The organism is Candidatus Syntrophosphaera thermopropionivorans, assembly GCF_004353895.1.
In the GTDB taxonomy this organism is placed as follows: domain Bacteria; phylum Cloacimonadota; class Cloacimonadia; order Cloacimonadales; family Cloacimonadaceae; genus Syntrophosphaera; species Syntrophosphaera thermopropionivorans.
In genome coordinates this window covers 1-20,031 of record NZ_SMOG01000010.1, presented here as the reverse complement: position 1 = coordinate 20,031, position 20,031 = coordinate 1, and the positions used below count along the sequence as shown (strand labels likewise).

Annotated in this window: 8 protein-coding genes and 1 CRISPR repeat array; of the genes, 5 read left to right on the top strand and 3 right to left on the bottom strand. The window is 37.3% G+C overall.

Going from position 1 to position 20,031, the window contains the following annotated elements; all coding sequences use genetic code 11:
- Positions 1–2: 2 nt before the first annotated feature.
- From E0946_RS04215 to E0946_RS07450, 5 genes are all read left to right on the top strand, one after another.
- Positions 3–1,490: a type II secretion system protein GspD gene (locus E0946_RS04215; RefSeq protein WP_243713745.1), complete on the top strand. Its 1,488-nt coding sequence runs from the start codon at positions 3–5 to the stop codon at positions 1,488–1,490.
- Between the two features lies 1 nt (position 1,491).
- On the top strand, positions 1,492–3,747 hold the full coding sequence (locus E0946_RS04210; RefSeq protein ID WP_133201228.1) for an Ig-like domain-containing protein: 2,256 nt from the start codon (positions 1,492–1,494) through the stop codon (positions 3,745–3,747).
- Between the two features lie 99 nt (positions 3,748–3,846).
- Complete coding sequence (locus E0946_RS04205; protein ID WP_133201227.1) at positions 3,847–5,556, top strand: GspE/PulE family protein; 1,710 nt, start codon at positions 3,847–3,849, stop codon at positions 5,554–5,556.
- A 24-nt stretch (positions 5,557–5,580) separates the two neighbouring features.
- A complete protein-coding gene (locus tag E0946_RS04200; protein ID WP_133201226.1) occupies positions 5,581–6,834 on the top strand; it encodes a type II secretion system F family protein in 1,254 nt (417 codons plus the stop codon).
- A gap of 360 nt (positions 6,835–7,194) precedes the next feature.
- Positions 7,195–7,326: a hypothetical protein gene (locus E0946_RS07450; RefSeq protein WP_277997829.1), complete on the top strand. Its 132-nt coding sequence runs from the start codon at positions 7,195–7,197 to the stop codon at positions 7,324–7,326.
- Positions 7,327–7,440: 114 nt separating this feature from the next.
- A CRISPR array of direct repeats spans positions 7,441–9,608; the repeat unit is 37 nt; unit sequence GTCTCAATCCCCTCAAACGGGTCAATTCAATTCTTAC.
- Between the two features lie 1,057 nt (positions 9,609–10,665).
- On the opposite strand, the gene E0946_RS04195 is transcribed toward E0946_RS07450, so the two are convergent.
- The 3 genes from E0946_RS04195 to E0946_RS04185 are packed head-to-tail and all read right to left on the bottom strand — an operon-like array spanning position 10,666 to position 19,500.
- The gene (locus E0946_RS04195; protein WP_133201225.1) at positions 10,666–12,228 is read right to left on the bottom strand and encodes a chitobiase/beta-hexosaminidase C-terminal domain-containing protein; all 1,563 of its coding nucleotides are present in this window, start codon (positions 12,226–12,228) and stop codon (positions 10,666–10,668) included.
- 12 nt (positions 12,229–12,240) lie between these two features.
- Positions 12,241–15,588 carry a FlgD immunoglobulin-like domain containing protein gene (locus tag E0946_RS04190; protein ID WP_133201224.1) on the bottom strand — a complete coding sequence of 1,116 codons (3,348 nt, stop codon included), beginning with the start codon at positions 15,586–15,588 and terminating at the stop codon, positions 12,241–12,243.
- A gap of 18 nt (positions 15,589–15,606) precedes the next feature.
- Entirely contained in the window at positions 15,607–19,500 is a 3,894-nt protein-coding gene (locus E0946_RS04185; protein ID WP_133201223.1) for a CARDB domain-containing protein, read from the bottom strand.
- Between the last annotated feature and the right edge of the window lie 531 nt (positions 19,501–20,031).

Genomic DNA, 20,031 nt, shown 5'->3' with positions numbered 1-20,031 from the left:
CTATGAAAAAATACAACCAAGCTGGAGTTAATATGATACACCATCCCTTGTCCAAACACTTTATACTTTGTGCCCTGGTAATGATATTACTATGTTCTGTATTCAGTATTGGAGCACAAACAAGTAACTTACGTAAACCCGTAACTCTAAATTGTATGGATGAACCCATATCTTCTGTTCTAAATACCCTTTCAAGACTTAGTGGCACTAATATTGTGCTGGCTACAGATCAAACTGGTATGGCAGAAAAAGAGCAAAAAAGAGTTACTCTTAATCTCAGAGAAGTCCCCATTGAAACAGCTGTATCCCTCGTAGCTAAATCAGCAGGATTATCCTATAAAATTTATGGCGATAATACTTTTCTGGTGGGAACACTACAGAATATTTCTGAATCTGCTGGTGAACAAAGCCACATTATTTATTTAAATTATCTTGATGCTGAAAAAGTTAGTAAAGCATTAGAAAATACTCAAGTCTCTGTGGTGCCAGTGGAAGGTCAAAATGCTATTATGGTATACACTAATACCGATACCTTTGAAGGTATTAATAATTTAGTTAAATCTATGGATGTCCCTCAAAAACAAATTGAGATTAGGGTCCGGTTAATTGAAATTAATCTTACTGATTCTAAAAAATATGGCATTGATTGGAGCAGACTAAATCATTTAACTACAATCATTGCTGAAGACCCAGTCAATTCTGTGGGTACTGGTCTACCTTATAATTATACTGATGTTGAAGGTTATCTACCCCATGGTAATCCTACGGATTTTGAACGGTTACCCAATCAACAGTATTTCCAGAGAATTAATGGATTCAATGATATCGGTCATTTCAGTCGCCAATTAACCGCTTTTGATATCACCATAGATTGGCTACTGGAAAATAATGCGGCAAAGTTGTTAACTGATACACGAGTGACTGCCCTGAATGGTAACGAAGCTAATATCCATATCGGTGAAGTGGTCCCCTATGTTGTAACTGATAATGAAAAACAAATCCAGGTCGAGCGTGAACAGGTTGGTATTATGCTAACTGTTATTCCTACAGTTAATGATGAAGGACTCATTACTGCACAAATTTCACCAGAAGTAAGTTCTGTCACTGAATTAGTTGGTGGTTATGTTCCTCGCACCAGAGTCCGTCGTATCAATTCCACTGTAACCGTTCCAAATGAACATAAAATTATAGTCGGAGGTTTACTCAGTTCTAACATTACCAATAGAGTATCTAAAGTTCCCCTACTTGGAGATCTTCCTTTTATTGGGAAACTCTTTCAGCATAAAACGGAACAAATTGATAACTCCGATTTAATTATTGAAATCACACCCCGTATAATTACTGCGGACCAATATCGTCCTGACCCTAATGTTCAGGAACTTAAGAGTCTCGGTGAACCTAAACTGGATGAGAGAATGACTCGTCGTCTAATCCAGTATGAAAATGTAAACAATGATAATAATAATAATGAGGAAAATAAGGGGAGATAAAATGAGAAAGTTAAATAACTTATTCCCAATAGTTATTTTCCTGGTTTTGGCTCTTTTCTTAGTTATTACTTCTTGTGATAGACGCAATCCACCACCCACAGGAATTGGAATAGTCAAACCTTCTGAAGTAGTAAAAATTACTAAAATTGTAGCTGAACCAGATACCATTTACTGTGATAATAACATAACCTTTTCTCAGATAAGTGTCACTGTCAAAGATGGTGATGGTTTTGCCATACCAGGCAAAATAGTCAATTTCCGAGCCAATATTGGAAGAATACTCCGTAGTGTTCCTACAGATAGTAGTGGAGTCGCAAAAACCACTTTCTGGGATGATGGAGAGCAAGGATTAGCCTCCATAATGGCTGTAGTCCAGAATATATCAGAAACTACTAATACAGTAATCTCAGCTGATACCGCCAGAGTAGAAGTATTTATTGATGAAGTTCCACCCGTGGAATCCGTTACTCTGAATTTCTCATCACAGGCTAATCCCTTTCCTATGACTGTTATGCAGACCACGGAGATTAATGCTACTGCTAAAAATATTCTGGGACAGACGGTGCCTGATAACACCCTCATAACCTTTAGTTGCAATAAAGGAAAATTTGTTGATGAGAGTGGAAATAATTTAGGTATGAGTATCGTTTCAAAGACCTTAAACGGTAGAGCTTATGCTCGTTATAATGCTGGAGCTGTGGCTACAACGACGCCAGGAATTGAACCCGCATATGTAACTGCAAGTATTGGAGACATATCCAGCACTCGTGAAGTGATGATTTACCCTGGCAATCCTTTTAACATCCGTTTACAATCTTTTGTCCAAGTGGGAGATCAGATGATAGAAACAGATACCAGTTCGGTCGCCAGTCCAAACAATATTTATATGCTTGCTACTCTTAATGATCCCCATGGGAACCCCTGTCCTACAAAACCTGTCCGCTTTGAAACCAATCTTGGTTCTTTCCTGAATACCACTCAATCTATTACGCTAAATACTAATACTATGGGTGAAGCTCAGGTCAGATTTACCCCTGGTCTTGCTGCAGGAGCAGCTACTATTAAAGCATTTGCTAATAATGACACCCTACAGACTCAGCTTATTTTTAATATTAAATCTGACGATATTTATTCCATTTCATTCACTCAACAGGAACAGATAACTCTTAATGTTGCCAATACTGGTGGTACTGATTCAGCTATTTTAAGAGTTAAACTAAAGGATATTAATGGCAATTTAATTGATTATCCTCAAGAGGTATATTTCCGTATCGTTAATTTAGATCCACCTGCTGGAGCTAATTTAAACAATCAACCTGTCACGGACAGTGTATTAGTTATATCTACAGGAGGAGAGGCACAAGTCTCAGTAAATAGCGGTAGTGAATCGGGAATTCTTATAATACGTGCCTCCTGTATTGCTAAAGATGGACGATGGATACATGCCACTAAAGCTAATATTGTCATTCATGCTGGACCTCCCGCAGAAGTGAAACCATTTATCGGTGGTTTTAATACAGGACAGAATATGGGTGGAGGCCTCTGGAGAGTAGTAGCGGGTGCAGTAGTTAAGGATAGATATGGCAATCCGGTAGAAACCGGCACCTCTGTCTTTTTTGAGTTAATAAATAATGTGACGAATTGTCAGATTGGTGCAGCTGGTATTGTCGGAAATACAAGCGTAGAGGACGACTCCCTTGCAGGTGTTGCTTACACCACAGTTACTTATTCAGGAAATTTCACTTATGACTGGATTACTATAAAGGCAAGTACCGGTGCTGTAGCTGGAGAAGGTGTTGATGGCTATGCCACGGTCCAGTTGCCTTTAAATGATCCACGATTAGAAGCTCAGGTTGTACCAGAGCACCTAAATTTCTTTTCTTCTGACACCTGGAAATCAGCTGATTTTTACGCTGTGCTTACTGATGGACAGGGTAAGTCAGTAGGTAATGCAGTTATTATATGCGTTTCTACCAAAGGACAATTTGTTGCCATACCAGGATTTCATAATAATTACCCTTACGATCCACCCTGGCAAATTATAACTGATGATGGAAGCTATGGAATAGGAGATAAAGCTGGATGGGCTTGGGGACAGATTAAATACCACAAATTAGAAATCCCAGTAGGTGACGGGGTAAGTGAAACGCCAGGACAAACAACAGGTGTAATTACTCTACGTATCTTAGGCACAAATGTCTCTGTTGAAACCAGTATCGTTCTCTATCGTTACTGGGATGGATGTCCTCCATTCTAACATAAAGGTTTGAGGGATGGCCCATATAACAGCCATCCCTCAGTATAAATTTCACATCCTTTCAGGATAATGAATTTTAATTATAAAGGAAGTTAATAAATGGCTTTTAACCCTCAATTTGCCAGATTGGGTGAGATCCTCGTCCATGAAGGTTATGTTACAGAAGATCAGGTTAAAGAAGCTCTTATCAAGCAATCTAACTTTGGCTTAAAACTGGGCGAAACAATGATAAAACTCGGTTATTTGACCGAGGAGCAACTTCTCAAAGCCCTTAATATGCAGTTAGGTTATGATATTGTTGATGAAAAAGAGCTTATGGACCTGGATATAGAAGTGGTGCGTAGAATTCCTGAACCTTATGCCGTGGAAAATCGGGTTATCGCTCTTCGTGAAGATGCTGATGGTATGGTTGTTGCTATGGCTGACCCGGATAATCTCACTGTATTGGATAGCTTGAAAAAGATTTTAGGCACTAATGTCAAACCCAAGCTAATTTCGGATTCTATGCTCCATGATACCGTTGAAAAATATTATAAAAGCATCCGTACTACCACTGAAGTTGAAGAAGCAGTTGGTGGTTTTGACTTTGTAGCTGTGGATGAAGATGAAAACGAAATTACAATTGCTGCTGCTTCCCAACAAGCAGATGCACCTGTGGTTAAACTCGTTAATCTAATCATCAATGAAGCTATCAAAGCTAATGCCACTGATATTCATATTGAACCTTTAACAAAGCATACCCGTGTTCGTTATCGCATTGATGGTGCTTTACGAGAAGTTATGACTCCACCTATTGGAATGCATCCAGGTATTATCTCTTTAATTAAGGTTATGTCCAAATTAAATATCGCAGAACGTCGTCTTCCTCAGGATGGTCATATATCCTTAAAAACCTCTATTAAGAGTGTTGATGTCCGTGTTTCTATCACTCCTACTGTCTTGGGTGAAAAAGTGGTGATGCGTCTCCTGGATAAGGGTGAGTTCGGGTTCAAACTCACTACTCTCGGTTTTGAACCAGATGATATGGAAATCTTTAAAAAGATTATCCGTCGTCCCTATGGAATTATTATTGTATCGGGCCCTACAGGAAGTGGAAAATCAACCTCTCTTCATGCTGCCTTAAAAGAAATTGAAGATATTGAAACTAATATAGTTACCGTAGAAGACCCTGTGGAATACCGAGTAGAAGGAGTTACTCAGATTGAGACTAAAGAGCAGATAGGCTTAACTTTTGGTTCTGCTCTACGTTCTGTACTGCGTCAAGACCCTGATATAGTGTTGATTGGTGAAATTCGTGATGAGGAAACTGCTGATATTGCTATTAAATTCTCACTTACAGGACACCTTGTTTTCACCACACTCCATGCTAATGATGCTCCTTCCACTATTACTCGTCTTATTGATATTGGAATTAAGCCCTATTTGGTTGGTTCTTCTCTCTGTCTGGTTATGGCTCAAAGATTGGTCAGGAAGATATGCCCTCATTGTATATCTGACTATCATCCCACAGAACAGGAACTTAATGATTGCGGTATAACTCCTGAAGAAGCTGCTCAGATTAACTTTAAGATTGGTCGTGGTTGTGTCCATTGTGACAACACTGGTTATTCTGGCCGTACTGGTATCTTTGAATTGTTAACTATCAATCCTGAAATCCGTCGCATTATTTACGAGGGAGGCAATCAGGATTTAATAGAGGAAGCTGCGTTAAGAAATGGAATGCGTTCATTACATGATGCAGCAATAATTAAAATGAAAGAAGGTATTACTACCATCCGTGAAGTCATAAAAATGACTATAGTTGAATAATTACTGGAAAGAAGGTTTTTCCCTATGCCTAATTTTGCCTATATAATTAAAGACGCTAAAGGTGCCAGGGTAGAAGGTATCGTCAAGGCTGATTCTCTTGACCAAGCGGTGGAAAAATTATCTAAAGAAGGCAGCACTATTATATCCGTTAAAGCCGCAGCTGAAGGTGCTTTCAAAGGTAATCTATCTCTCGCTGATAAGATAATGCTTTCTATCTATAAATGGCGTACTGGCGTTAGTTTAAAAATCCTCGTTTTCTTCACCCGACAACTTGCTACTATGTATTCTGCAGGATTAACTATTGAAAAAGCTCTCGTTGACCTGGAAAAATCCGAAAAGAATAAAAAATTCGCTAAGGTATTAAAACAACTCGCTGACGACATTCGGAAAGGTTATTCTCTATCGGAAGCTATGGAACAACATCCAGGTGTTTTTAATCCTATGTATGTAGCATTGGTCAAAGCTGGTGAAGTTTCGGGTACTCTGCACACCACGCTAAATGAATTGGCTGACTATCTGGAAAAAATGGAAGATACACATCGTAAAGTTAGATCTGCTATGGCTTATCCTGTCTTTATCTTAATATTTCTCATAATTGTAGTATTCTTCCTTTTCTACTATATCGTGCCTATGTTCGCTGAAGTTTATGCAGGTTTTAATGCTGAATTACCGGGTCCCACACAGGTCGCTATTGCTATTAGTAATTTCCTAACGAGTAATATCTTCCTCGCTATCTTTATAGTTCTGGCTATTGCAGCTACGATATGGATTGTTAATCTAACTGATCGGGGACGTTATGTCTGGGATTCAATTAAATTAAAGATCCCAATCATTGGTAGCATTACTCTCAATTCTATTATGAGTAAATTTGCTCGCACTTTCTCTATCCTTATGAGTGCTGGAGTTCCTATTATGGATACTATGGAATTGACGGAAAATGTGGTGCAAAATGCCGTTATTGAAGGTGGAATCAGACGTGCACGAGTTATGGTTAAAGAAGGTTACGGCGTAGCTAATGCCTTTAGAAGAACAGGACTTTTCCCACCCACCATTCTTCAAATGATTGGCACTGGTGAAGAAACTGGTGATATGGATAAACTCCTGGGAAAGGCTGCAGAATTTTACGAAAAACTGGTTGATTCAGTGATAGACCGTTTAACTTCACTCATTGAACCTTTATTGATAGTGATTATGGCAGCGGTCGTGGGAAGTATAATCATTACTGTATATCTGCCTATCTTCAGCCTGGGTGAAGCTATGAGTCAGGGTCTTAGATAATATTTAAGGTTAACTTAGTAATAAATAAATCGGGAATCGGTTTAAATATCGTTCCCGATTTTTTTTATTTTATTACTATTTTTTTTCACCCCTCTATCAATTCATTCATCATATCTAAACCTATTTTTGCAAAAACTTAAAAATAGTTGTGCCATTATTATTATCAGCTCTCCAGTTATATATCAATTATACTCATAACGCATAAGCATTAAGTGTTCGTTGATTATCAGAAACATTTTCCCCCTAGAATTCAACTTTACCTACATTCCTATCTGTGCCTTGAACTCACTGAAACCACCAGCCTAAATTTTACTTAAGTTCTCACCAACCGAAACCATCTCTTCATATGTTTCTGTTATTTTGGCATATATATTTTCTCGCTATACACATTGTGTGATTAAAACAAATACAGAATACCAGGTTATCCAGTTTTCCACGGTGAGTGTAGATACCCTATTTGGATATTACTTACATTTTGCCTTTCAAGAATAATTAGATATAGAAGGAACCATTTATGTTTTAAGTCCCTCTATATATAGAAATGAAATTGAAGTAAATAGCTTTGATTTATTAATTTTATGCGGAAAAGAAGCCACCGAGATATATGTCTCAATCCCCTCAAGCGGGTCAATTCAATTCTTACAGTGACACTATTGACGATGATTTCTGGGAGAGCTATCTAGAGTCTCAATCCCCTCAAACGGGTCAATTCAATTCTTACAAAGGCTTGCCGAGGGCTTACCAAAGTGCCCACTTACTTAGTCTCAATCCCCTCAAACGGGTCAATTCAATTCTTACTCTCATGGAATAAGGAAGCATACGATTCTCAAGATGGAATATGTCTCAATCCCCTCAAACGGGTCAATTCAATTCTTACAGACTACTGGAACTGGAATCTATCCACGTATGATGACAGAGTCTCAATCCCCTCAAACGGGTCAATTCAATTCTTACGAGCTTTATTGGAAATCAAACCAGATTCTCGTCCCTCATTGTCTCAATCCCCTCAAACGGGTCAATTCAATTCTTACAGCTTTTCCAGATAACGAGGAAGAAGCAATATATTGTCTCAATCCCCTCAAACGGGTCAATTCAATTCTTACACTCTTTTTCAAGAGCCTGGAAGTGATGCTGGAATTGGTCTCAATCCCCTCAAACGGGTCAATTCAATTCTTACGGGATACACCATCTAATTCTCGGTTTTAGAGAAAAGGATGGTCTCAATCCCCTCAAACGGGTCAATTCAATTCTTACGAGAATTGGTTCATATCGAACCAGATGACTATCCATCTAATAGTCTCAATCCCCTCAAACGGGTCAATTCAATTCTTACAGAGGTGAAAGATGTGTTATAATCGTTTTGGAGGATTACTGTCTCAATCCCCTCAAACGGGTCAATTCAATTCTTACAAGGGAAGAATTACATACTCGTTGTCAAGGACGATGAGAGTCTCAATCCCCTCAAACGGGTCAATTCAATTCTTACACTTAGAATTTTTAGAAATAAAAAATATCCGAGTTTATAGTCTCAATCCCCTCAAACGGGTCAATTCAATTCTTACAGTTATTGAACACATAGTAATCACAGCTATTATGAATAGTCTCAATCCCCTCAAACGGGTCAATTCAATTCTTACAGAGAGAAGGGTTGAAGCCATTTCCATATTGATCTATGGGTCTCAATCCCCTCAAACGGGTCAATTCAATTCTTACAGATATCGTAGTTATTATAGTATAACATATTAACTACGATTGTCTCAATCCCCTCAAACGGGTCAATTCAATTCTTACAATATAATATCGTTTTTAATAAATAAGGAAAACGATTTATAGTCTCAATCCCCTCAAACGGGTCAATTCAATTCTTACACCAAAAGCCCAGTTGAGGGAAGACATTGAGTTTGCATGTCTCAATCCCCTCAAACGGGTCAATTCAATTCTTACATGCCTGACAAAGAAAAGTTCAATCAAGAGTGGTATTCAAGTCTCAATCCCCTCAAACGGGTCAATTCAATTCTTACATTACGTAAGACTCAGGTAAAGACTCAGTTAGCCCTAGAAAGTCTCAATCCCCTCAAACGGGTCAATTCAATTCTTACTGTCCGTGAGTTAGATACCGGATTCTATGAAGTTGTAAGTCTCAATCCCCTCAAACGGGTCAATTCAATTCTTACAATTTAGCTGGGATCCGGATAGGAAAGTAAGTAAAGTCTCAATCCCCTCAAACGGGTCAATTCAATTCTTACTGAGCAAGTTATATCTTACGGAGAACAAAGACGTATAGTCTCAATCCCCTCAAACGGGTCAATTCAATTCTTACGTTGGAGTTAGAGCTGATGGTAGCGAAATTATAAGGTCTCAATCCCCTCAAACGGGTCAATTCAATTCTTACATATCTGGGTAGATAATGATAAGTAGGATTAAGAGTCTCAATCCCCTCAAACGGGTCAATTCAATTCTTACTCGCAACTTCTCTGATAAGGTCCAAAGAGGCGATGGGACAAGTCTCAATCCCCTCAAACGGGTCAATTCAATTCTTACACAGACAGCAATAAAAATGACTGCTCAATAATCCCCTATATTGTCTCAATCCCCTCAAACGGGTCAATTCAATTCTTACCGGGGTATCCTCATACCCTAAGCAACAATACCAATTTTTGTCTCAATCCCCTCAAACGGGTCAATTCAATTCTTACGGTAAGTGGCATCTTCTTTCTAACACCAAAAGGTTCCATAAGTCTCAATCCCCTCAAACGGGTCAATTCAATTCTTACAGCGGCGTTTTCAAGTGACTGTAGAGCAAGGGGTTGGAAGGTCAAAAAAGACAGTGATAGTAAAAAGGTGGTTGAGGGGGTGGGGGGTATTTTTTTTGACCTTATTTAATTGATTGATAGATAGTGAGATATGATTTGGACAGTGATTTTGTCCTGAAATGGACTTAAATCCTTCATTTTTAATAAGTTGTCCAAATATTGCTTTGCTCTGACAAATCACAGTCCAAAACTCCATCTTTAATCTTCTAATTTCCTTAAAATAAACTTAATTTTAGTTGTCAATGATTTTTTTCTGCAAGTCTAACAATTTTCGTATTCAATTGACAATGAGGTAGATAACATAATCAATTTTATTGCATAATCCTTTTAGAAGGTGATAAATTGACAGAAGAAAAGGTGAAAGTATTGACCTGTATAGAATTGAATAAATATAGAATTTACAATCTCCTATCTGTCTCTCTCTTAGCACTTTACAAAGAAAAGAGCTAAGGGAGAGCCAAGATAGTTTAAGGCATTAATCAAATCGCCAAAGATGGGCGGAAAAATGGACAAAAATACAATGCAGTTTTTTAATAGGCAAATAAAAATAAATTCATTAGAAACGAATATTAAGACTACCAATAGCAATTAAGAGATGCAGAAAGAAAAGTTTAAAGCTCAGAATGATAAATTGTTATTAGCAAGCAAACTATTAAATATATTACTTTAAAAAGTGGGTTAATTAGTTTTCACCTCAGAATGATAATAACTGGAGCTTATTATTTATTTTTTATTGTTTTAAAGTAATTTTTATTAATGCCATATTTTCTTGGTGATGGGCAATCATTATAAAGCATTATAATTCAATAAACAGTAAGAAATAGATATATTTCCCCACTTACCAGGGAGCTTATGGTTAACAATTGCTATAGAGATAAGTTTCTATTTAACTATCTAATATAGCATAGAAAATCCTGATAGTTTTGCCAAACGAGTAGGTATTACCTCCTTGGCGAAAATTCTAATAGTTATGTAATACAAGGAGTTCTCGCACACCTTAATGTATGTTTGCTATAGGTTATTTCAGTATAATTTTCCGGATATCGCTAAAAGTTTTGGTCTGCAGGGAAATTAAATAAATTCCGGAGCTTAGTTTATTTCCTTTAAAATCTTTACCATCCCATTTAATTTCAAATTCACCTCGTTCACATCCTTTAAATTGTTGCACTTTTTCTCCTTTGATATTATAAATATCCACACGATAGTTCAGAGGGTTTTCTTTGAGATTAATTTTAATACTGGTGAAATCAATAAAAGGATTGGGGTAACAACCAACTATACAAGGAATTAAAGGAAGGGTAATATCATCGGACAGAGGGACTTGTACATCATAGGTAGCAGAAGCAATTTCACTGGGATTCCAGTCAGTTTTATAAGCTTTAGCTTTAATGACAATGAGCGTATCCTGAGCCAGATGAATTGGAATAGAAAAAACGGGTGAATTTTCATCAGGATTTGAGCCATCCATAGTATAATGAATCACTGCTCCTGGCAGGTTACAACTTATCACCACATCAATAGAATCATTATAAACTCCACCTGGTGGATTAAAGATAGGAGTAGGAACAGTTCCGGTGATAGTGTAGATATGAACTGAAACATCGCTGGGCATCCAATAATTTTTATAGGCACGAGCACGCACTTCTGTGGTAGTATTCAAGCCAAAATAAAGAGGAGTTGAATATTGATTAGAGGTTGGAGTGGGATCAGTTCCATTTAAGGTATAATATATTTGTGCATTTAAGGTGGAACAAGTTATAGAAACAAATTGAGGAGTTTGATAGATTCCACCAGGAGGGAACAATATAGGATTTTCCACAGTATAAATTTCACCTCCCAGAATTGGAAAGAGGTCATTTGGCCAGGAACCTATCATACCTTGAACCTCAGTAAGAAGTGTAGTGGTGCAATTTACAATTTCTTGTTCACTGTAATCCCATATTTTAAACTGTATCTGCTCACCGTTGGTTTCAGTAAAAATCTGGATAAGACAACCAGAGATGCCATTTACAATAGAGATGTGTTGTTTTCCCCGTAATTCTGGTTGACCATTAACGGTTACAAAAGCAGCCAGAATATCATTATTTTCCGTAGGATTACCGGAGATTCCGACTTGCGCCAGGACGGTCATACTGCTGGTTAAAATTAAAGGTTCTGTCCAGGGGTCAGTAATCATATTTGAGCCAGCATATATTTGATACATATTATTGGGATAGCTACCAACTATACCATTAACTTCGGAGTTAAGAGTCGGAGAAGCATTAAAGACCATTTGAGCACTTTCATCCCAGAGTTTAAAGTGAATAATTTCCCCGTTGGTTTCGGTGAAAATTTGGATTAGACATCCAGCAACTCCATTGATATTTTGAATAGTGGCTTTACCACGAAGTTCCGTAGTCTCTGCAACATCTACCATAGCCGCCAACACATCATTACTTGAAGCTGGCATTCCATTTATAAAAACCTGAGCCATAACAGTCATACTTCCTGGCAGGACAACAGGTTCTCCCCAGGGATCAGTGGCAAAAGCAGAAGTTATTAGAACAATCAAGGTAAGTAGAAGGAGAATTTTAGGTTTCATAACACACTCCAATTACTTAAGTAGCAGAAGTTTAATCAGTTGATTTGTACCGGCTGAGTGCAATTTACAATAATAGATGCCAGAAGCTACTTTTCTGCCATTATCATCCGTTGCATCCCAGATGAGATTATGATTTCCAGAGTCAAGAGTTCCATCAAAAAGAGTTTTTACTTTTTGACCCCGGAGGTTATAGATATTTAGCTGAATCGGGGATTTTTCTTTCCCCATAATCAAAGAAATAGAAGTGGAATTTGTGAAAGGATTAGGATAGGCAGAAATAAGAGCAGTATTAATTTCCGGGATTTGATTTTGATCAGGGATAAGATTATAAAAAATCCCCTGTTCATAATTTCCTATCGCTTCACCAGGTGCACTTAATAAATCTGGCAGAAAGTTATAAACTTCATCGCTATCTTTTTTAATGAGTTTAAACTGGATTATTTCCCCAGCTTCTTCAGTAAAGATATTGATAAGAGCACCAGTAATGCCATTATTTTTCTTGATATAGGATAATCCTCGTAATTCTTCATTCACCAGAGTTGCTAAAATATCACCTTCCTGAGCAAGCTCATTCAGTGAACAAAGCACAGTTTGACTATTGGTCTTCACAATGGGAGTCCCATATTTTTTACAGGAAAGAACAGGCTGAAAGATTATATTTTGTTTCCCAGAGGGAGGATAAACTAAATTGCAAGAGGCATTAACTTTAATCCAGTAGGCTTTTCCAGGATGGAGAACATTTAGATTGCTGAAAGGATTATTGGTTTCATACACGCCTTCCTCACCTTTAATCTGAATGAGATGAGTAGCAATATTAGCTAAGGCAGCACCTGTATTCAAAGTAACTTGAGGGGTATAACCGATTAGATTCCAACCAGGATTTAAATTAATAGGTTGAGCAACATCAATTGCAATTCCGTTAACAAGCAAGTTACAGGGACTGGAAACCTTGACAAAATAGCCTTTCCCGTCGGCTAAATTGGTTAATGTATTATAAGGATTATCAGGAATAAAAACTCCATTGGGTGATTTAATCATTACTATATTGGACATAATATCATTAAAGATATCAGTTATATCCATACTTTCAGGATGTACATTAAGAGAAATCATATTCCAGCCAGTCTGGAGATTAATAATCTGAAGCTGAGAGGTTCCAAAATTTAGCCAGAAAAGGTTCTGGGGATATTCTCCAATAGTTCCATTGACTATACTATTGAGAGTTTCTTCCGCAAAATACACTCTATTAGTACTGGCATCCCAGACTTTGAAATAGACGATTTCTCCATTAGTCTCTGTATAAACCTGCAAAAGACAACCTGCAACTCCATCTATGACCTGTACGGTTTCCTTCCCGCGCAATTGAGGAACCCCATTGACATTGACATAAGCTGCCACTACATCTCCTTCAGAAGCCATAACTCCATTAATCTGAACTCCTGCCATTACTGTCATACTGCTACTTAAGACAATTGGCTCTCCAAAAGGATCTTCTGTAGGTAGTTGAACAGGAAATACAATCTGGAGTTCAGTAAACATAACCTGTCCACCATCAGGGTTCATATGATAGGGTGGAGTAATTACATTGGAACCCCAGGTGTAATCGTTATAGAACATCAGAGCTAATTTTCCAACCTTATGTCCTTCTTGCATACCTATATATTTAATCTTATTTGCAGGATAGACCCACATAGGTTTGAGACCAGCAAATTGAGGAGTATCTACATTATTCAGGATAATAGGTTCACTCCAGGTGTTGCCATTATCTGGTGAGACAGCAATCCAAATTTCTGGAGTATTTGCATAAGCTAAATATTGCATATCCCCAAATTTATTAAACCTGCGAGCTCTCTCAGAATTTTGCCAAACTGCTGCCATCATTCCTTCTTCATTGGCGTTGGTGATTTTGCAATTATTATAATGGAACTGCATAGCATCACTATGAGCTGTATCATCCCAATGGGGATAGGGCCAATCGCTCACTATTAAAGGATTTGAAGGTGCTATATTACTAAATTCATCCACTTCTCCAAAAGGAGGTTCAAGGTCCCAGGGACAAAAAGTAGTATTGAAGGTATCGGCTGGGTCTTTCTGGGGACAAATGTCTTTAATGGTGAAGGTTTCAGTTTGAGGATTAAAAATAAATTCTTTAACATATTGATAATTAGGGTAATAATAATCATCACTATTTTTAAATGCCCAAATAGCAAAGACATGAACTCTTCCTTCATTATCTACAGAGGCATTTAAATGACCGGAGTTATGAATGCCAAAATAGATATCCCCATTATCACCATAAGGTTGACCGGTAACGGGAGAAACAAAATATCCAGTGTTATCAGTAGGTGAAGTTGGAGGATTCCACATATTCAGATGACTGGAACTACTAACTCTTCTCCAGGTGCCCTGCCCATAATTAGGACAGATAAACACATCCAAATCAGGTTCATTAATAGGGGTAATTCCATCATTTGCATAAGCGGTATGATAACCAGCATAATAGAGGTTACCCGAATTATCACAAGTAATAGAATGAAAAGGTCTTCGCCAGTTCATATCTACATTCCATTGATTTAGTTCCGGAATGGAGGTGTAACTCCAGACCAAGTCATTGCCCTCTTCAATATCTTCTTCATTGAAATCAGCATAAGCAATATAGGGATTTTCAACAGGATATGAACTATGAGTAACTGAATTTGTGGCAACGACATAGATTCTTCTTTTACCTGCTATTGGTGAAGGACCAATTACCGCGGTAGGCCAATCAAAATCGTTATCATAAGTTATAGGACCATCAGGAGGATCAATTATAATAGGATTATCAAAAATAATTTGATAATGAAAAAGACCAGTAATACCATCCAGGAACGCATCTGAGGCAAACTTTATCTCATACTCAAGATCGGCATCAAAATTACCATGCCAGGCATATAATGGTTTACCAGAAACGGGATCAACCGCTAAAGTGGGATAGCCTTCATTTAAATTTTGATCACTAATCTCATTATTAGCTATAATTTCGCCTTGTGGACTAATATAGGAATAAAAAACCCGACGAGTTCCACTTGCCATTCTTCTTCCGTGATAGGTCATAAAATAGCCGCCCTCTGCATTATCAGGGATAATTTGTAAGGGTAAACTGTGATAGCTACCAATCATATAGTCATAATAAGAAGTCATTATGGGAATTGGTGTCCTGGTGAATGTATATTCTGGAGCAATTCTACTTGAGGAATAAACTTTTGTCTGTGGTTCTATCTCAATTTTATTGGGATAGGAATAAGGAGCCATCTCCTTAGCTGGTAATATAGTAGCTAAGGCTATGATACATAGTAATAAGACTAAAATTCTGGAATTCATTTTTCCTCCTTAAAATCCTTATTTAGTCATTATCATTTTAATATGTTTCTTGTAATGAGGTGTTCTCATCTCAGCAAAATAGATGCCGGAAGCAACTTTCCTGCCCTGGTCATCTTTGCCATCCCAGAGAAGTTTATGTTCACCTCTGCTGAAACTATCATTGGTTAGATGACGAACTTTCTGACCTTTTAAGTTATAGATATCTATATTTACCTGAGTTTCTTCTCCTATACTAAAGACAATGGTAGTACTCGGATTAAAGGGATTGGGATAACAACCTTTCAACTGAGTAGGAATTATAACTTGGTCCTCAATTGCGGTTGATTCCAAAACTACAAACTCAGGATAATCTCCTAAAATAGCACCTGGTTCACTTATCAGAGTGGTGGCTAAAACTATCTCTCTACCATCTGGTTTTAAGAGGCTAAAGCTTATCTCTTCACCTGCAGTTTCCGTGTAGACCTGCAAAAGAACTGCAGGAAATCCCTCAGGAAAAATGAACTTTTCCTTACCTCTTAATTCTCCTTCCACTCTGGCTAAGAGATAATCTCCCTCTTCTGCAGCATTGCATCTCGCCAATAGGGTTAAACTATTGGATAGTATCCGCACCTGCTCTTCGTCTTTAACCTGATTCTGAGTAACATGTGATAAAGAACTATCTCTGGTTCTGGCTGGTTCTGGATAAATCAGATTATGAGCTCCATTAATCTTTATCCAGTAACCTTTACCTGGATACATAGTAGTCAAGGTAGAATAAGGATTACCCGGAATATAAACTCCATCTGTACTTTTCACCTGGATAAGCCATTCGGAAATAGAACTCATAGCTTCCGTTACAGCTAAAGGTGTAGTAGGATAATATGCAGCAAGATTCCAACCATCAGATAAGGGTATGGGTGTAGAAACAGGAATGGGCGCTCCACTTACTGTCCAGTTAGCTGGACTAGACATCAGAATACTATAAGCTTTACCATCCGTTAAAGCAGCTAAAGAAGAAAAAGGATTGTTTAAAATATACACTCCTTCTGTTCCTTTAATTTGCTGAACATTATTTGCAATTGCAGATATTAAAGAAATTATACGGTGATCCGGTGGAGATATATTCAAGGAAATAAGATTCCAGCCACCTACTAATGATAAGGATTGAGTTTGAGGGCTAATTCCATAAATCATAAAAGGATTATCAGGGATGGAACCAATGGTGGCATTAACTAAAGTGCTGAGCGTATTTGAAGAAAGATAAATCTGATTATTATTCGGGTCCCAGATCCTGAAACGGACTATTTCAGCATCATTCTCAGTATAAATCTGAATTATACAACTGGCAAGATTATCACTTAACTGAATAGTTTGTTTACCTCTTAGCTGAGGAACTCCATTAACATCAACATAAGCAGCCAGAATATCTCCAGAAGATGCAGGAAGTCCATCAATGGTTACAGCACAAGCTACATTCATACTGGATGGAAGAGTGACAGGTTCACCAAAAGGATCAGTATACTTAATCATAAAAGTAGTCATAGGAAATATCGCTTGTGCCGTAGTATTAGCAGGAGGATTGGCAGGATCATAATCTATGACATCACTGGCAACTTTAAGGGTGCGATTAATTACATCACCTGTCTGATTGCGAAAAACTCCATCACTATGTAAATAAGTTGGATCCCAGGGACGCTTGAACATTACTACCAGATTATTTCCATTATATTGATAAGGGGTATCCAGATGGATTAAAATATCATTATTATAGGCAGGATAATCTACCATTCCGTCAAAAACTAAAGTCAGGTCAGTAGATGGAATCCAACCTTGAGAAAGGTCATTGAGTGTAGTTTCTCCCATCCAGATTTTGGTTGGTTCGTTAGGCGAATTCAAATAAAAATAATTATAAACTTGAATGTCAGTTAATAGACCGCTTGTATTCAGTTCAGAAGCAAGATATACAGTTTCAAATAAGGAGTTCTTCCAGTAGAAATCCATAGGCATTCTTTCCCACAAATTACCTTCACCAATAGTAATGTGACTATAGAAAATACCTTCAGGATAGACTCTAATCTTTAAAGGAAGAGATTGATTATTGGTCTCAATTTCATCTCCTACCAAGATAACTTCTCCATAGATAGAAACAGAGCCTTCAAAGGCAGGAATCCAGGGTATATCAAATTCTAATGTTTGTTGTGGAGCTATAGTTGAACCCATCACAGAACTCAGTTCTGTTCCATCAGTAGCCATTAGTCTGACTACATAATTATTCTGAGTTTCTATTCCATTATTTTTTATGGTTATGGTATAATAATAGTTTGAGCCAATAGATGGAGCAGGGTTGCCATTAATACTCAAGCAACTCAGATCATTGAGCAAAGAATAATTAGTGTATAAAAAGGTGGTTTTAGGAAATTGACCGGAAACCGTAGAAGGTGGAGGACTGGAAGGTTCAAAAATTTGATTATCAATGTTTGTTTTACGAGCTCTATGAGAACCTATAGTCTGGGCATAGAAATTGTTATTCTCGGAATAAAATTGTTGGTCCCAGGGTCTTTGCACCATCATCACCAGATTACCTGGATAGTGTAAATAAGGTGTCTGTAAGGGAATGGAGATGGTGTTGACTCCAGCAGGATAATCAATATTTCCTTCAAAGACCAGAGTTAATTGATTAGAAAGAATCCAATTTAAACTTAGGTCGGGCAAATCTGTGGTTCCTAACCAGATTCTGGTCATACCATTAGCTGGTGAATTAACAAAATAATTATAGAGATTTATAGAGTAGATAATTCCGCTGGAAAAGCCAATCTCTTCGGGATAATAAAGGCATTCATAAAGTGAGTTTCTTTTGTTAAAATCTATAGGTATTCTGGCTAATTCATTTCCTGAGCCAATAGTTACTTCTTGGATTTCAGCAGGTTGAATAGTAATAAGTAACGGAGAGGTTTGATTATTAACTGGATTTTCATCTCCCGATAAAACAACTTTCCCAGATAAATTGCCAGGACCAATAAAATTAAAAGAAGGAATCCAGGAAAGCGTATAGGTCTGAAATTCACCTGCTTGAATAGGATTGCCATTCAGGGAAGCAATTTCCTCATCGTCCAGTAAAAGTTTTATCTGATAATTGTTTTGGTTATTGTTACCTCTATTTCTAATCAATATCTGATAATCAGAATTTTCTCCGACTGTAAGCACATTATTACCTGAAATTGAGAGTGCAGCTAAATCATTGGAAAATGGGATAACTGGATTAAATTCATATATAGTTCCTTCTCCGGGCCAAATAGAGATTTGATTATTTTCCGTGGTAGTTGAAACCGTAGCAGGATTCCCTGGAGTAACAGAATAGAACCATTCAGAACCTCCAGGGAGCATATTGATTCCAATTGAAGCAGAAGGAGAATTTGGTGACCCGGTAGCAAATCCATAAATAAACTCAATCTTCCCGGTTTCATATAATTTTACCTGTAAATTAAAAAATGAACTGGCAGTATAATTCCATTTTAAATTAGTGTATTGGACGGTAAAAACACGATGAGGAGCAGTACCAGCAATTTTATAATAACAAGTGCCCATTTGCAAACTTAAGTCATCCCAGAGAGGTGCCAGAATAGGACAATTATAGATGTAATTGAGTTGGTTGTAATTCAAGCTATTTGTCTGCGAAGAACCTAAGCCAAGCCAACCATTTGAACTAATCTTAACTTCGGTATATAAGTTCGTACCATAAGGAAAGATAAAGCCAATAGAAATAGGAGAAGAAAGAACATTGTTAGCTGATAATTCTGGTATCAAATTCCCTTCCTCAGGGTTAAAAGGATTGTAGGTTCCGCTGGTTTGATTGAAGGTATAATACTCGGTTATAGAAGCCAATCCCAAAGTGATAAAACCTAAAATTAAAATAAATAATAGAGACCTTTTCATCTTAAATCTCCCTTGCTTGTTTAGTAGTTAATCAATAACTCAAGGTTATACAGGTACTGTCTGTATCCTTAGCGTAACTCTCTTCTATATAAACTGAATAAAAACTTTGAGAACATAACAAAAGAACGGAGAAAATGGCGGTTCAATAACTAATTGAGATGAGAGGATGCTTTAAACTAAAGCTGGCTTTTAAGATAGATGGTATTCCCCATCTCGCTGTTTTATACATAACCACACCTTCACTTTGTAGGAGCATAAATGTTTTCCTCAAACACAAAGCTTTTATCTTCAAAATTCTCAAAAGTATTTTAAATTTATCTATCTTCCCTGTCAAGTTTTATTTTAAAAATTTTAGTTCAATTTATCAAGGTTTGAAATATATGGAAGAAATACTTGATTTTTAAGAGCTAAGAATTTGATATCCCTTTATAAATAACTAATGGCTTGGTGAGACGAGGACGTCTCACACCCCATAACGGGGTCATAAACGTCCTCGTTTATGAAGCTCCGAAGGAGCTTGCTATTAATAAT

Coding starts and splice junctions, on each gene's coding strand:
- E0946_RS04205 (WP_133201227.1), top strand. CDS start 3,847: ATGGCTTTTAACCCTCAATTTGCCAGATTGGGTGAGATCCTCGTCCAT.
- E0946_RS04190 (WP_133201224.1), bottom strand. CDS start 15,588: ATGAATTCCAGAATTTTAGTCTTATTACTATGTATCATAGCCTTAGCT.
- E0946_RS04200 (WP_133201226.1), top strand. CDS start 5,581: ATGCCTAATTTTGCCTATATAATTAAAGACGCTAAAGGTGCCAGGGTA.
- E0946_RS04210 (WP_133201228.1), top strand. CDS start 1,492: ATGAGAAAGTTAAATAACTTATTCCCAATAGTTATTTTCCTGGTTTTG.
- E0946_RS04215 (WP_243713745.1), top strand. CDS start 3: ATGAAAAAATACAACCAAGCTGGAGTTAATATGATACACCATCCCTTG.
- E0946_RS04185 (WP_133201223.1), bottom strand. CDS start 19,500: ATGAAAAGGTCTCTATTATTTATTTTAATTTTAGGTTTTATCACTTTG.
- E0946_RS04195 (WP_133201225.1), bottom strand. CDS start 12,228: ATGAAACCTAAAATTCTCCTTCTACTTACCTTGATTGTTCTAATAACT.